General features: G+C 71.4%; 12 protein-coding genes. 5 read left to right on the top strand and 7 right to left on the bottom strand.

Annotated features, from left to right (window positions below):
• Positions 1–43: 43 nt before the first annotated feature.
• Complete coding sequence (locus ACIBG8_RS13170) at positions 44–1,000, top strand: LysR substrate-binding domain-containing protein (protein ID WP_397342916.1); 957 nt, start codon at positions 44–46, stop codon at positions 998–1,000.
• Here the strand turns inward: ACIBG8_RS13170 and ACIBG8_RS13175 are convergent.
• Together ACIBG8_RS13175 and sigK are read right to left on the bottom strand one after the other, a co-directional pair.
• Positions 967–1,683, bottom strand: coding sequence for an anti-sigma factor domain-containing protein (locus ACIBG8_RS13175; RefSeq protein WP_397342917.1), 717 nt, complete (start codon positions 1,681–1,683; stop codon positions 967–969). The two genes, ACIBG8_RS13170 and ACIBG8_RS13175, sit on opposite strands and share 34 nt — an antisense overlap.
• Positions 1,680–2,258: an ECF RNA polymerase sigma factor SigK gene (gene sigK / locus ACIBG8_RS13180; RefSeq protein ID WP_397342918.1), complete on the bottom strand. Its 579-nt coding sequence runs from the start codon at positions 2,256–2,258 to the stop codon at positions 1,680–1,682. Before sigK ends, ACIBG8_RS13175 begins: the two co-directional genes overlap by 4 nt.
• Before the next feature lie 90 nt (positions 2,259–2,348).
• Between sigK and ACIBG8_RS13185 the strand changes: the two genes are divergently transcribed.
• The 3 genes from ACIBG8_RS13185 (at position 2,349) to ACIBG8_RS13195 (ending at position 5,897) form a co-directional block, all read left to right on the top strand.
• Positions 2,349–3,533: an FAD-dependent oxidoreductase gene (locus tag ACIBG8_RS13185; protein WP_397342919.1), complete on the top strand. Its 1,185-nt coding sequence runs from the start codon at positions 2,349–2,351 to the stop codon at positions 3,531–3,533.
• Between the two features lie 64 nt (positions 3,534–3,597).
• Complete coding sequence (locus ACIBG8_RS13190) at positions 3,598–4,941, top strand: class II 3-deoxy-7-phosphoheptulonate synthase (RefSeq protein WP_397342920.1); 1,344 nt, start codon at positions 3,598–3,600, stop codon at positions 4,939–4,941.
• A gap of 182 nt (positions 4,942–5,123) precedes the next feature.
• Positions 5,124–5,897: an SAM-dependent methyltransferase gene (locus ACIBG8_RS13195; protein WP_397342921.1), complete on the top strand. Its 774-nt coding sequence runs from the start codon at positions 5,124–5,126 to the stop codon at positions 5,895–5,897.
• Position 5,898: 1 nt separating this feature from the next.
• Here ACIBG8_RS13195 and ACIBG8_RS13200 read toward each other — a convergent pair whose 3' ends face one another.
• From ACIBG8_RS13200 to ACIBG8_RS13220, 5 genes are all read right to left on the bottom strand, one after another.
• Positions 5,899–6,897, bottom strand: coding sequence for a hypothetical protein (locus ACIBG8_RS13200; protein ID WP_397342922.1), 999 nt, complete (start codon positions 6,895–6,897; stop codon positions 5,899–5,901).
• Entirely contained in the window at positions 6,897–7,280 is a 384-nt protein-coding gene (locus ACIBG8_RS13205; RefSeq protein ID WP_397342923.1) for a thioredoxin family protein, read from the bottom strand. Before ACIBG8_RS13205 ends, ACIBG8_RS13200 begins: the two co-directional genes overlap by 1 nt.
• Positions 7,281–7,354: 74 nt before the next feature.
• Positions 7,355–9,982, bottom strand: a complete 2,628-nt coding sequence (locus tag ACIBG8_RS13210) for an FtsX-like permease family protein (protein ID WP_397342925.1) — start codon at positions 9,980–9,982, stop codon at positions 7,355–7,357.
• Complete coding sequence (locus tag ACIBG8_RS13215) at positions 9,979–13,011, bottom strand: FtsX-like permease family protein (RefSeq protein ID WP_397342927.1); 3,033 nt, start codon at positions 13,009–13,011, stop codon at positions 9,979–9,981. Before ACIBG8_RS13215 ends, ACIBG8_RS13210 begins: the two co-directional genes overlap by 4 nt.
• Positions 13,012–13,500: 489 nt before the next feature.
• The gene (locus tag ACIBG8_RS13220) at positions 13,501–13,806 is read right to left on the bottom strand and encodes a hypothetical protein (protein ID WP_397342928.1); all 306 of its coding nucleotides are present in this window, start codon (positions 13,804–13,806) and stop codon (positions 13,501–13,503) included.
• A gap of 472 nt (positions 13,807–14,278) precedes the next feature.
• Here ACIBG8_RS13220 and ACIBG8_RS13225 point away from each other — a divergent pair, with 472 nt between their 5' ends.
• Positions 14,279–15,205 carry an inositol monophosphatase family protein gene (locus ACIBG8_RS13225; RefSeq protein ID WP_397342929.1) on the top strand — a complete coding sequence of 309 codons (927 nt, stop codon included), beginning with the start codon at positions 14,279–14,281 and terminating at the stop codon, positions 15,203–15,205.
• Positions 15,206–15,233 lie beyond the last annotated feature (28 nt).

Here is a 15,233-nt window from a genome sequence, read left to right on the forward strand (position 1 = left end):
ATCTCATCCCATATAGGGATAACTCCGGTGTTATGGTGCGGGCGTGCAGCTGGAGCTGAGACACCTTCGCGTGCTCCGTACGGTGGCCGACCACGGCAGCGTGACCAGGGCGGCGGCCGCGCTCGGCGTGTCGCAACCCGCGCTGACCGCCCAGGTGCGGCGCATCGAGCACCTCCTGGGCGGCGAGGTGTTCGCTCGCGGCCACCGCGGCGTCGTCCCGACCCCCTACGGCGAGTTCGTGCTGGCCAGGACCCGCTCGATCATCGCCGGCGTCGACGACCTCCTCCAGGCCAGACCCTCGGGTACGGCGGGGCCGGTCGTCGGGGTGGGCAGCTTCGAGAACCCGGTCGTCGTCGCGCTCGTCGACGCCCTGACCCGGGCGATGCCCGAGGCGCGGGTCACGCTGCAGACCGAGCACTTCGTCAGGGTGCTGGTGGACATGGTGGTCAACGGGCGGCTCGACATGGCGCTGGTGGCCGACTACCCGGGCCACGCGCTGCGGGTGCCGCCCTCCATCGGCCTGGCCGTCGTCGCCCAGGAGCCGGTCTTCGTGGCCGTGTCGTCGGCGCACCGGCTGGCGGCCGCCTCGCCCGTCGAGCTGGCCGACCTGGCCGACGAGCAGTGGGTGCTGCCGCCCTCGGACGGCATGGGCTGGCCGGAACACCTGCTGGAGCGGTGCGAGCAGGCCGGGTTCGCGCCGCGCGCCCGCTACCAGCTCGTGGAGGCGGGGGTGCGGCGGGAGCTGATCGGCGCGGGGCACGCGGTCTCGGCCTGCCAGGCGCTCTACGACCCCGGCGACCAGGTGACCGTGCTGCCGCTGCGCGGCGATCCGCTGTGGATGCGGCACGTGCTGATCTGGCGTACGGCGAGCCCGGTGGACGCGCACGCCCAGGCCATGGCGGAGGTCGCCGTGTCCGCCCACAGGACGCTGGCCGCCAGGAACCGCGCCTTCTCCGCGTGGTCGGCTCAGGCGGGCAGTTCGGCGAACATGATGGGCTGAGTGGTCGGCTGCTTGGAGCCGCCCGCCGGTTCGACGGTCAGCCCGACGTGGTCGTCGCCGCGCAGGGTGTCCGCCAGCACCGGCGCCTCGCCGTCCAGCAGCCCGGCGGGCCGTACGCCCCCCTTGCCCATCAGCCACAGCTCGTAGACCTTGCCGCCGGGCAGCGCGGGCAGCCCGGCAGTGGCGACGACCATCTTGCCCCGCGCCCGGGAGACCAGCACGGTGGCCGTGCCGCCGGCGGTGACCGGCTGGCGCACGGTGCGCGCGTCGGGGGCGGCCAGGACGGCGACGATCTCCTGCTGGCGGGCCTGGAGCCGGTCGAGCTGCTGCTGGCCGTTGAACGACAGCACGCCCAGCGCGACGGCGGCCGCCGCGGCCACGGCGGTGAGCGCCATCGCGATCCTGGTGCGCCGAGGGCGCAGCGGGACCACGTTGTCGCGGCGCTCGGCCGGGGCGGGGGCCTGCCGTACCTGCTGGATGGCGGCCAGCACGCGGGGGCGCAGCTCGGGCGGCGGGCTCTCGGCCACCGCGACGGCGAGCCTGGCGGCGGTCTCCCGCAGCCCGCGCACCTCGTCCTCGCACGCCGGGCAGCCCGCCAGGTGTTCCTCGAACAGCGCTCCCTCGCGGCGGGGCAGCGCGTGCAGCGCGTAGGCGCCGGACAGGGTGTGGAGGTCTTCGTTCATCGGTCCACTCCCATGCAGTCGCGCAGCCTGACGAGGCCGTCGCGCATCCTGGTCTTGATCGTGCCGAGCGGCACCTTGAGCAGCCCGGCGACCTCCGGGTAGCTGTATCCGCCGTAGTAGGCGAGGGTGACCGCCTGGCGCTGGATGTCGGTCAGCCCGCCCAGGCACCGCCGTACCCGCTCCCCCTCCAGCCGTACGGTGACCTCCTCGATGACCTGATCGTGGTCGACCTCGAACTGGCTCGTCCCGACGCGGTGGTCGCGGTCGGCTGCCGCCTGCGCAGAGCGCACCCGGTCGACGGCGCGCCGGTGCGCCATCGTCAGCACCCAGGCCTGGGCGGTCCCCTTGGACGCGTCGTAGCGCGCGGCGGTGCGCCACACCTCGACGAGCACCTCCTGGGTGACCTCCTCGGCCTGCGCCCGGTCCCGCACCACCCGCCTGACCAGGCCGAACACCGGCCCCGACAGGCGGTCGTAGAGCCGTTCGAACGCGGCCTCGTCGCCGCGCGCGACCCTGCTGAGCAGATCTCCGTCATCCGCCTCGGGCGACACGTGGGTGACCGGTTGCTGTCTCACGTCAGTACTTCGTGGCACCCGCCTGATCGGATGGCGGGCGGGGTTGCCGAATTGACGGATGCTTGCGACAATTTCACTAGGTGATGAATTATGAGCTGTGTAATCGCGGGTGGCGGACCGGCGGGCGCGATGCTCGCCCTGATCCTGGCCAGATCCGGCGTCGAGGTGACGCTGCTGGAAAAGCACGCCGACTTCCTCCGCGACTTCCGCGGGGACACCATCCATCCCTCGACGCTGCAGGTGCTCGACGAGCTCGGGCTGGCCGAGGAGTTCCACAAGCTCCCGCACCGCAAGGCGTACGGGCTCGACCTGGTCAGCGACACCGGCAGGGTGCGGATGGCCACGCTGCGGGGGATGCCGGGCTACGACTACATCGCGTTCGTCCCGCAGTGGGACTTCCTCAACCTGATCACCTCGGCGGCCGCCCGGTATCCGAGCTTCCGGCTGGTCATGAAGGCGGAGGCGGACGACCTCATCAGGGAGGACGGCGTCGTGCGCGGCCTGCGGTACCGGGACGCGTCGGGCACGCACGAGGTGCGGGCGGCGCTGACCGTGGCGGCCGACGGGCGCCACTCCGACCTGCGGCGGGTGGCTGGGCTGGTGCCGCAGGAGTTCGGCGCGCCGATGGACGTGTTGTGGTTCAGGATGCCGCGGGTCTCCACCGACCCCGAGGAGACGTTCCTGCGGGTGTCTGCCGGGCACCTGATGGTGTCGATCAACCGGGAGACCTACTGGCAGCTCGCCTACGTGATCCCCAAGGGCGGCTACGAGCGGCTGCGCTCCGAGGGGATCTCGGCGCTGCGCGAGCCCGTGGGGCGGCTGCTGCCGTACATGAAGGACCGGGTCGACCAGCTGGAGAGCTTCGCCGAGGTGAGCGAGCTGACGGTGGCGATCAACCGGCTGCGCCAGTGGTACCTGCCCGGCTTCCTGTGCATCGGCGACGCCGCCCACGCGATGTCACCGGTCTTCGGCGTGGGCATCAACCTGGCGGTCCAGGACGCCGTGGCCACGGCGAACCTCCTGGCGGGCTCGTTGCGCTCCGGCGCGCCCATCCCCCCGTCGACCCTGGCCCTGGTCCAGCGCCGCCGGATGTTCCCCACCCGGGTGACCCAGGCCGCCCAGCGCGTGGCCCAGAACCGCCTCATCAAACCCGCGCTGTCCGGGCAGCTCCAGGCCGCCCGCATCCCCGAGATCAGCAAGATCCCCGTGCTCAACCGCCTGGCCCGCCGCTTCATCGGCCAGGGCATCCGCCCCGAGCACGTGTCCATACGGTGATCCCTTCTCAAAAGGTGGACATTGGTGTCGGAGCGCGGGACGGAGTGGCATACCCTCGTATGTCGTGAGCGCACAGAGCAATGTGGAACTCGACTCCTGGCGAGCCCTCCCCGCGGCCCAGCAGCCCGACTGGCCCGACCGCGGCGAGCTCGAGAAGGTCGTCGCCGAGCTCGGCGGCCTGCCCCCGCTGGTCTTCGCAGGTGAGTGCGACCAGCTCAAGAGCCAACTGGCCGCCGTGGCCAAGGGCGAGGCGTTCGTCCTGCAGGGCGGTGACTGCGCCGAGACGTTCGCCGGCGCCACCGCCGACAACGTGCGCAACAAGCTCAAGACGTTGCTGCAGATGGCCATCGTCCTCACCTACGCCGCCAAGGTGCCGGTCGTGAAGATCGGCCGCGTCGCCGGGCAGTTCGCCAAGCCGCGCTCCAGCGGCAGCGAGACCCGCGAGGGGGTGACGCTGCCCGCCTACCGCGGGGACATGGTCAACGGGTTCGAGTTCACCGAGACCTCGCGGGTGCCCGACCCCTGGCGGCTGCTGCGCGCCTACCACTCCTCGGCCGTCACGCTCAACCTCGCCCGCGCCTTCACCAAGGGCGGCTACGCCGACCTGCGCCAGGTGCACGCCTGGAACCAGGACTTCGTGCTCGAGTCGCCCGCCGGGCGGCGTTACGAGCAGCTGGCCCGCGAGATCGACATGGCGCTGGCGTTCATGCGCGCCTGTGGGGCGGAGCCGGAGGAGTTCCACACGGTGGAGTTCTACTCCTCGCACGAGGCGCTCATCCTCGACTACGACCGGGCGCTGACCCGCATCGACTCGCGCACCGGCCTGCCGTACGACGTGTCGGCGCACATGGTGTGGATCGGCGAGCGGACGCGGCAGCTCGACGGGGCGCACGTCGACTTCTTCGCGCGCATCCGCAACCCGATCGGGGTGAAGCTCGGGCCCACCACGACGCCCGAGGAGGCGCTGGCGCTCATCGACAAGCTGAACCCGGCCAACGAGCCCGGGCGGCTGACGTTCATCACGCGCATGGGGGCGGGGAAGATCCGCGAGCACCTGCCGACGCTGGTGGAGAAGGTCACCGCGTCAGGGGCGCAGGTGGCGTGGATCTGCGACCCGATGCACGGGAACACGTGGGAGGCGCCGAGCGGTCACAAGACGCGGCGGCTCGACGACGTGCTGGATGAGGTGGCGGGGTTCTTCGAGGTGCACCGGGCGCTGGGGACGCATCCTGGGGGGATCCACATCGAGTTCACCGGGGATGACGTGACCGAGTGCGTGGGCGGGGGGCAGGAGATCGTGGAGGACGACCTGTCCCTGCGGTACGAGACTGCTTGCGATCCTCGGCTCAACCGGAGTCAGTCGCTGGATCTGGCGTTCCGGGTGGCTGAGCTTTATCGGTCGGTGTGAGTCCGGCTGTCTCCGTAACCTCGACCCCTTTCAAGGACATCGTCCCTTGGGAGGGGTCGCGGTCTTTTCAGGACCCTGAGGGCGCCGGAGGGGCTGGGGTCCTTTGCGGGCTGGGGTACGGCGGGGCTGGAGGTTGGGGGGTTTGCGGGAAATGGGACCGAATCGTGTTCTATGATCATCGCGTGAACAGTCAGCGGGCCCCGGAGGGCGTTGATCCCAACGTCCCCAACGTCGCCAGGATGTACGACTACTACCTGGACGGCAAGGACAACTTCGCCGCCGACCGGGCAGCCGCCGAGCGGATACTCAAGCTCTTCCCCGACACCCGCGACTCCGCCAAGGAGAACCGCGCCTTCCTGCGCCGCGCCGTACGGTATCTGAGCGCCACAGGCATCAGGCAGATCGTCGACCTCGGTTCCGGCTTGCCCACGCAGGGAAACACGCACGAGAACGCCCCGGAAGCGCAGGTCGTCTACGTCGACTACGACCCGGTCGTGGCAGCCCACGGCAGGGCGCTGCTGGCCAGCTCCAACGTGCACGTCATCCAGGCCGACATCCGCGACACCGACGCCCTGCTCAAGCAGCTCGACGGCCTGATCGACCTCGCGGAGCCGGTGGCGTTCCTGCTGCTGGGAGTGCTGTACTTCCTGCCGGACGCCGAGGCGTACCCCGTCGTCGAGCGCCTCCGCGAGGTGTCGGCGCCGGGCAGCCACCTGGCGATCAGCCACGCCGTCGACACCACCCCCGACAGGACGCCCGAGGCCCTGGCGATCTACCGCCAGGCGACGGCCTCCCTCACCCTCAGGACCGAGGCCGAGATCGCCCGCTTCTTCGACGGCTACGACCTGGTCGAGCCCGGCCTGGTGTATCCCAAGGCCTGGCGGCCGGACGCCGAGCTCCTGATCGGCGAGCCGGAGACGTCCATCGGCTACGCGGGCGTGGGGCGCAAGCCCTGACTCACACGAGCGTCAGGCCCAGCTCCGCCGTACGCAGGAAGACCGGGTCCGCGGTCGCGTCGAACGAGCGCAGGCACGCCTCGGTGAGCTTGATCGCGTGCTCGTCCCCGTTGGCCACCGCCCGTTCCGCCAGGTCGACCGGGTTCGCCGGGGATTCGACGAGCGGAGAAACGGTCGTGCCCAGGGCGTATCCGGAGTGGATGGCGGCGCAGACCTGCCAGAGCGCGGCGTAGGTCGGCCCCCACAGGGGCCGCGGCAGCTCCCCCAGGATCGAGGTGACCGCCACGGGCGCGGTGACCGCGTGCACGTACTCGATGGTGTTGACCCTGCCCCGCTCCAGGAACACCACGGCGAAGGTGCGCGACAGCTCGTGGAAGGCGGCCAGCCCGTCGGCGGGCGGCCGCAGTTCGGTGACCGCAGCGGCGAAGTCGGGCGTGAGCCTGCCGAGCGTCGCGGTGATCCGGCTCGCCCGCTCGCCCTCGTACACGGGCAGCGCGGCGACCGCCTCGGCCAGGGGCCTGCTCCCGAGGGTGACCGGCCGTCCTGGCAGCTCGACGTAGGCCGCCGCCCAGTAGGCCAGCGCCCGCGCCAGCTCGCCCAGCCTGGCTGGCGTCTCGTGCGCGGCCACGGCCCGTACGGCGTGAGCCGTACGGATCACCCCGTGCGTGGCTCCCGCGGCCATGCCCGGCACCAGCCGGGGCCACCAGAGCGCCAGCACCTCGCGCCACGGCGCTGAGGCGAGCCGGTCGGCGAAGTAGGCGTTCCAGTCGCCCGCCCTGCGCAGGTCGCCCAGCGCGGCCCGCCAGTCGCCGATCCGGTCGGAGGGCCGCGGTGCGCCGTCGAGCCTGGGCAGGTACCCCGACACCCAGCCCTCGACGGCGTCCCCGAAGCCGAGCCGCACGAGCGCCTCGGCCGCCATGGGCCCGTGGTTGGACAGTCCGTCCTCCCACTCGGGCCCCGTGCGAGCCAACCGCTCCAGAGCGGCGTCCAACGCGGACATCAGCCCTGCTGCTGCTTCTCCGCCGCGCTCAGCTCGGCGGCGAGCTCGCCCCTGATGGCGTCCATGTCGAGGGCGCGCACCTGGCCGATGAGGTCCTCGAGGGCGGGGGCGGGCAGCGCGCCGGGCTGGGCGTACACGACGATGCCGTCGCGGATGGCCATGATGGTCGGGATCGAGGTGATCTCGAAGCCCTCGGACAGCGCCGGCTGCGCCTCGGTGTCGATCTTGCCGAAGGTGATGTCCTCGTGCTTGCCCGAGGCCTGCTCGAAGATCGGGCCGAACGTCCGGCAAGGGCCGCACCAGGCCGCCCAGAAGTCGAGCAGGACGATCCCCTTGTCGGCGATCTCGTTGAAGTTCGTCTCGGTTACCTCGATGGTGGCCACGAGTGGCTCCTCGTCCTCGTCGTCAGTCTTGTTGCACGATGGTCAACCACATACCCGTGCCCAGCATTCCACGTTCACTCCCCCGCGCGGAGCACCGAACCGGCCGACCGGCGCACGGCGAGGGTGACCTGGACGACCGCGCCGAGCAGTGCGGCCGCCGTCACCCCTGCGGCGAGCAGCAGCGGCGCGGTCCAGGTGAGGGTGTAGCCGACGGGCAGCCCGCCCGCGTGGCCGCTGAGGTCGACGGCGCGGCCGAACAGAGCGGGGAACCCCATCCCGAGCAGCAGCCCGGCCGCCCCGGCCAGCACGATGAGCGGCGCGATCTCGCCGATCACGACCGCCTGAGCCTGGCGGCTGGACATGCCGAGGGTACGCAGCAGCGCGATGTTGCGCGAGCGCTCCCCCGCCCCGGCCACCACGGTGATCCAGACGGCGAGCAGCGAGGCGACGGCCAGCGCGATCGACACGATCTGGAAGGCCAGCTTGATCGTCGAGGTGAGCGGCGCGCCGGTGATCGCGGCGATGGCCGCCTCCCTGGTGGTGACCTGCGCCGTCGGCCCCGCGGCGGCGGCCAGCGCTGCCGGGTCGGCGCGGGGGCCGAACACGTAGAGCCGGTTCGGCGCGGGGGTCAGCCCCGCCTCGGCCACGGCCTGCAGCGGGACGACGACGAGCGGGTCCTGGACGCTGACGCCGGGGAACGCGTCGATGCTGCCCGCGCGGGTGAGGGGGACGGGCGCGTCGCCCTTGCCCTCCCACACGATCAGCCGGTTCTGCGCGACGCCGAAGCTCTCCGTCGCGACGATCGGCAGCGCCGAGCCCGGCTTCGCGCCCCGCACCGCCGCGCCCATCGCTGACACCCGCCGCGCGACCTCGGGCGAGGCGCGCTCGAGCAGCTTGCCGTAGGCGTCCAGGTCGACGGCCAGCACGCTGAAGGTGGTCCTGCCGCCCGCCAGCCGTCCTGTGCCGAGGTCCGCGGCGACGACGGCCTCGACGCCCGGCACCTGGCGCATCTTCTCCGCCGCGTCCTTGGCCAGGGCGCCGGAGGCTTCGACCAGGGCGTCGGCGCCGGTCTGCTGCCAGGCGGCGACGTTCTGGCTGTCGCCGAGGGCGTTCAGGGTCAGCGTGCCGTACACGGACATGGTCAGGGCGGGGACCAGCACCAGCGCGGGCAGCGTCGCGACGGTCCCGGCGCGGGCGGCGGTGGCCAGCGCGAGGAAGGTCACCGGCCGGCGGCCGCGCGCGGTCGCCCGCGACAACCCCCTGAGCACGTACGGATAACCACGCAGGATGATCAACGCCACGGCCAGTGCCACCGCGGTGGGCGCGGCGACGAGCAGCGGGTCGCCGCCGGACACCACACCCCTGCTGTTGGCCAGGTAGGCGGCCACCACGGCCAGGCCCACCACGAGCAGGTCGACGACCAGCCTGCGCGGGCTGAACGCCTTGCCCGCCACGTCCTCGCGGCCCTCGCTCAGCGGGCGGCGGTGCGCGCTGCCCATGGTGGCCAGGCCGTACCCGATCGCGGCCAGCGCGATCAGCGCGGGGCCGAACAGCGAGACGGGCGTGTCGAGGCCGGGCACCAGCCTGGCCAGCGCGTACCCGGCCGCCGTCGCGGGCAGCAGCGCCACCGCCAGCACCACGCCGCCCAGCCCGACGATCTGGCCGGTGGAGGCGGCCCTGGCGCGGGCGGCGACCAGGCTGTCGGCCAGCCGGGTGGACAGCAGGCCGATGACGAGCAGCAGGATGCAGAACGCGGCCGTGGCGACGGCGGTCAGCTGCAGCAACATCAGCGTCTGGGTGGAGGAGAGCCTGCTGAGGAAGCCGTCCATGACCGCGGGCAGGCCGCTGCCGACGCGCATGACGGCGAACGCGCTGCCCTGCTTGCGCATGTCGGCGGCGAAGGCGGCGTAGGCGGGCCCGAGGCCGGGCGCGAGCGTCATCCTGGCCGCCTCGGCCCTGACCGGGTAGCCCCAGCGGTACTCCACCGGCCCGGTCAGCGTGGTCAGCCTGCCTGCGGCCGCCTCGGCGATCACGCCGGTCACCGCGGCCGTCTGGACGTTGGCGAACGGGTTGGGCACCCTGGCCTGCGCCATCGACGGGTAGGCGGCCCAGAACGGGTCGGCGGGGTCGACGGGCTCGTACAGCCCGGTGACCCTGGCGCGGGCCCTTCCGGACAGCTCGAAGACGGTGCCGACGTCGGCGTGCATCTCCGTCACGACGTTGGTGGGCAGCGCGAGCTCGTACTCGGTGGTGCCCGGTCCCGGCGGGCCGCCCTTGACGTAGCGGATGCGGCTCGCGACGCCGGAGTCCCAGGCGAGGTCGACGAAGTTGTTCGGGACGTTGTCCGTACCGGCCCTGCCCACGACCTGCTGCCCCACCGAGCGCACGCCGTACGTGGGCGGTCCGAGCAGCCCGCGCAGCGCCGGGCGCATCGCGCGCTCGATCGTGGCGCGCCACCCGCCGATGTCGGCGGCGCTGCCGAACTTGACCTCCGACCTGGCCGTCGTCCGGTGGACCGCCAGCTCCAGGTCCGCCGGCGGCTCGGCGGCGATGGCCTGCTTCAGCGCGTCCTGGTAGGAGGACTCGAACGTGCGCGGCAGGACGGTGCAGAGCAGCGTGACCCCCAGCATGAGGGCGGCGAGCAGCGCGGCCGTCCCCCTGTGCACCCGGGCGAGGGTGAGTCCGAGCCTGACGATCGTCATCCGTCTTCTCCCGCGCGAAGCACCTGGCCGAGCCCGCGCCGGCGCATCGAGCCGGCCAGCAGGACCACGATGAGGAACAGGACAGCGGCCAGCACGAGCAGCAGCGCGCCCGTCTGCGCCCAGGGGATCTCGAGCAGCACCGGCGGGGTCACCCCTGTCGCCTGCCCGCTGATCACCAGGTGCGGCACCACGACCGTGGCCAGCCCGGCGGCCAGCAGCGTGCCGCCGCCGAGGCCGAGCGCGACCATGAACGTCTGCTCGATCGCCAGCAGCGCCAGGATCTGCCTGAACCCGACGCCGAGCGAGTGCAGCAGGCCGAACTCGCCCCTGCGCTCCCGCGCGGCGACGGCCGCGTTGACGGTGAAGCCGATCCCGGCGAACACCACGGCGGCCAGGAACCCGACCAGCAGCGCCCCCTGCAGCCCTCCGGCCAGGGGGTTGTCGCGCAGCTCCGCGAAGTGCGTCTCGCGGTCGAACGTCTTGACGCTCCAGTCCGGCCGGGCGGCCAGGGCGGCGACGGCCGCCGACGGGTCGCCGTCCCGGGTGGTGGCCCACCACTCGGTGACGCGGGGCGCTCCGATCGGGCTCCTGTCGACGACGGTGCGGTAGTCGACCAGGGCGGCCGGGCTTCCCGGTGGCGCGCCGGGCAGGCTGTCGACGACGGCCGCCACGCGCACGGTCGCGGTCTCCGTGCCGAACCGCATGACCCGTTCGTCGCCCGCCGCGAGCGTCTCGGCCGCCGCGAGGTCGGCGGTGACCACCACGGGCAGCGGCCGGTCCTGCTTCGGCCCCGCGACGACGGCCGCCGCCACGTCTGGCTGGAGCCCCGACACGGTGAACAGGCCGTCCTTGCCCGGGGCGACCTCCTTGGCCGCGCCCTTCAGGTCGGCGGCCGACCACCGCAGCCCGGCGGGGAGGCTCACACGCTCGTCGTCGGCGCGCAACTCGGTGACGGTGACGAGCGGGCTCTGCCCGGTGAAGGTGAGCCCGAGCACTTCGAGCGGGTAGGCGGGTTTGCCCAGCTTGCCGAGATCGGCAGTCATCTCCGGCGAGAGCCTGATCTGCCAGCGAGCGCCCAGCGCGTCGGCGAGCAGCAGCTCCGCGCCCACCTCGCCCTCGGCCCGCACGTCGAGGGAGACCTTCGACGGCGTGCCCGGCAGCGGGATCCCCTTGAGGTTCGGCCGCTCGGCCGCCAGCCGCCTGCCCAGCTCGGCGACCGGCACGTCCGACAGGTCGGGACGCAGCCGCAGCACCTCGGCGAGCCGGTCGGCGTCCAGGGCGAGCATGGTCGCGTCGTGGTCGCCGAACGGCACGGTCTGCAGTACGGCGGGGCTGACCCGGCGCACGCCGGGCAGCGCGGCATAGACCGCCCCGGCCCCGGTCGCCATCCGGTCCGGCGGGGTGATGCGCAGATCGGCGCCCACCTGGTGGTCGGCCTGGTCGCGCTGGGAGTCCTTCCACGTCGTCGCCGTGGTCACCGACAGCACGCCGATGGCGACCGTCATCGTGAGCAGCAGCGCGGGGCCCGCGTAACGCAGCGGGCGGCGGCTGACCTGCCAGGTGCCGAGCGCGGGCGCCAGCCCCGGGCGCCGGGAGGTGACCACGGCGGCGATCTTCGACGTCCACGGGACCAGGCGCAGGCCCAGCATGCCGCCCGCGAGCAGCGCCAGCGCCGGCCCGCTCACCAGGAGCGGGTCGATGCCGAGCGCGCCCCCGGCGGTCGAGGCGACCGGCCCGCCGTACCGCGTGAGCTGCCAGACGGCCAGGCCGCCCACCACGACCAGCGCCACGTCGCCGCCCGCGCGGGCGAGCAGCCCCTGGCGGTCGCCGCGTCCGCGCGCCGACTGCTCCTCGACGTAGGTGCGCCTGGCGTTGCGCACGGCGGACGCGGCCAGCATGAACGCCCCGGCCAGCGCCACGAGCGCGGCGATCAGGAACGTGACCGGCTCGGGAGTGGCAGACAGCGGTACGGCTCCCGCCTGGACCCAGGGCAGGGACGCGACGGCGTTGAGGACGTGCGGCGCCACGAACGGGGCGATGAGGACGCTCGGGGCGGCGATGATCACGGCCTCGGATGCGCTCAGCGCGATCAGGCCGCCCATGCCCGCGCCGCGTGCCCGCAGGAGGGCGACCTCCATCCTGCGGTGGTCGGCGAGGAGGCGGGCGGTGAGCATGAGCGCGTAGCCGGCCAGGATCAGGAGCTGCAGGATGGGCACGAGCATCGTGGACTGGCCGATGAGGGCGCCGCGGTCGAGCTGGGCGAGCATCTGCGGCAGGTCGTGGCGCACGACGCACTGGGCGCAGGGGGTGCGTTCCTTGATGCGGTCGGGCATCGCGGCGGTGACGGCGGCGAGGGGGCCGAGGTCACCGGCGTCGATGGCGTCGAGGCGGGGGGTCACATACCAGTAGCCGAGGACCTGGTCGGCGAACTTCGCCAGGAAGGTCTCCTCGGGCACCATCAGCGGGACCGTTCCCGAGGTGGACGGGTTCAGCGGGGGATACAGCGCCCTCGGCGTCGCGAACACGCCCGCCACCCTGACCGTGAGCGCGCCGTCCCTGTCGAGCGTGAGTGTTTCTCCGGCCTTGACCCCGAGGTCCTCGGGTACGGTCACCTCGATCGGATCCGTGCCCGGTCGTGCCCACTGACCTTGGACGAGTTTGGCCTGGGACTGCAGGTCGGAGCGGGTGCCGAACTGGACCCGCTCGCCGTCGCGCTGGTAGTCGGCGGAGAGGGCGGTGGAGACGACGTCGGTGTCGTAGCCCTGGTAGGTCTCGGCCGCCTGAGCCTTAACGGCGAGCCCTACGTCGTGGTAGGTGGTGCCTTTGATCCAGGTGGTGACCTGGGCGGCGGTGGTGCTCGGGCCGGCCTTGGTGACGGACCAGCGGACGCCTACGTCGATGACGGAGGTGGTGTAGATGGAGAGCGACACGAGGGTGACGGTGGCCAGGAGGATGGCGGCGAAGGCGGTTATGGGGAGGAGTGGTTCATGGAGGGCACGCTTGAGCACCCACGAAATCCGGCCCCGCATCCGGCGTCCCCCTTGCTGTTCTGTCCCGAGGACACAGTTTTGGGAGGTCAAACGGGTTCTGCAACCTTTGCCCCGATATCACTACATATTTGAGATCATCCCGCAATATCCACCCTGAGCTGCCCCTTTACCCCCACCACCCCCAACCCCCGCCTACCCATCCAACCCCCACCCCCGCCTGCCCACCCACCGCCCGCCCACCCTCCCGCCCCTGGTCCTGCTGTGGCTGGCGCCCTCTGGCAGTCTCCGTCCGCATGTGGCGGGGGGACACAACCCGCAGCGGTTTCCGCCTGTCGTCATTCCTGGAGTCAGCACGCCACCAGCATGAAGGCTACGTATCGTCGGACCGACGTTCCTTGCAGCCCTGAGCAGCGTGACTGTCAAGCTCGTCGGGGGACGTCCGTCGGTGAGGACGCATCTCGGCAATCCCGGACATAAGAAGACCCCCGCCCATGACATCCATGGACAGGGGTCACCATCATGTCTCGCCTAAGCGGGAACCTGCCCCGTACCCCCGCACTGCCGGCAGTTCACCCGCTTCTGGGTCGTCACCTCAGACCCCGAGGGAGTCACGGTCGTGACCGTCTCCATCCAGTAGCCCGCCCCGCCACACTGCCCGCAACTCTGGCTCTCGCCCTTACCCTCCAGGCTTGCGGGGGTTGGGGTGTCACCGGGAGAGAAGGTCGCGGCGATCTCATCCCGCTGTGCTGCTGTCAGGTTCGGCATCACCACCACCGAGCCGCGCGGAGTCGTGTACTGGACGAAGTGGTCGGCCTCCGCCGATTCAGACGACATGCTTCGACGATAGGCCGGACCCCCGACACCTGTCCGCCAGATGCCCGAAGCCCTCCCAGTCCTTTCGAGGAGATCTTGCCCGGACCAGCCATTACGCCTCACCCCCCTGTCGGCTCTCCCTATTGCCCGAAGCCGGGTTGGTCATGGCTGCGTTCTTGATCAGGCATCAACCTATCCCGACCTAGCGGAGGAACCATCGATCCGTCCTCTGTGACTTCGAGGTCAAACGCGCCGGCGTGGTGGGCTTCGTCGCCCAGGAGATCCGGAGCCGCTACCCCGGAGCGGAGATCTAGTTCGCGGTCTTCGGCGCGATGACCAAGGAGCGAGACCTAGCAGTGAACAGCTTCGATGATCTTGCGGGAGCGGGAATCATGCGCGCCGCTGGCTTCAAAGCCGTGTTCTTGGCGGCGACGATGAGCCCGCCAGGAATCGAGCCCCCGCTAGAGCTGCGCTGAAACGAGAGCGAGACGCGATGTCCACCCATCCCTTGCCCACACTCGCCACGGAGCTTGTCTCCATGGTCACAACCGTGATCGGCGAAGTACGGCCACGGCTCATCGAGGCTGCCCTGTCGGGCGACCATCGCAACCGGGTCAACAAGCGGCACGCCGACAACTTCCTCTCGGACTTCGACCTCCTGTTGCACGAGCGCTATCGAGACCTAATCACCGAGGTTCTCCCGTCCTTCGTCTACGCATCAGAAGAGGCAGACCCCCAGGTCGTGGGAAGCGATCCCGATCCGGACCTGTGTGTCCTGGTAGACCCGCTGGACACGAGCGAGATGGCGGTCCGAGCCCTCTACGGCTACGCCCACGTCATGGTCTACTCGCGCCGACTCGCCCGCCCCATCGCGGCCGTGGTCGGCGACTTCTTCCATCACCTTCCCCTCTACATGGCCGTACGTGACGATGACGGAAGCGACCGCGCGATTCTCATGACGGCGGACGGCGACCAGTACCCCATACAAGTCGGGGAAGAGACACCGCTCAACGAAGCTCTGGTGACGAACTTCCTCATGAAGCCTGACCGGTTCCGCTACCTGGCCCAGCAGACACCGCTGTTCGATGAGCTGGCGACACCCACCGAAGACGGCGCGAAGGTCGGGCGAATAGGAGCGGACTTCGGATCCATCAGCCTTTGCCACGTCGCGACGGGATTCACCGACGCCACCATTGAAATCCTGAAGGGCTTCGCCGTGTGGGATCTCGCGCCGGGTCACTACATCCTCCAAGCCGCAGGCGGATCGGTCATCGACCTGGACGGCAACGCTCTGCCCCTGGACTACGGTTTCGGAACCCTGGCAGACATCCGTCACGCGATGGACAGGCGACAGACCTTCGTAGCAGCGTCAAGCAAGTCGCTCGCTGAAGCAATCGTCGAGAAGGTGCGTGAGGCGTAACGCGGACTCAGGGCCATGCCCGCCCATT

It is taken from the genome of Nonomuraea sp. NPDC050556 (genome assembly GCF_044457355.1).
Classification (GTDB): domain Bacteria; phylum Actinomycetota; class Actinomycetes; order Streptosporangiales; family Streptosporangiaceae; genus Nonomuraea.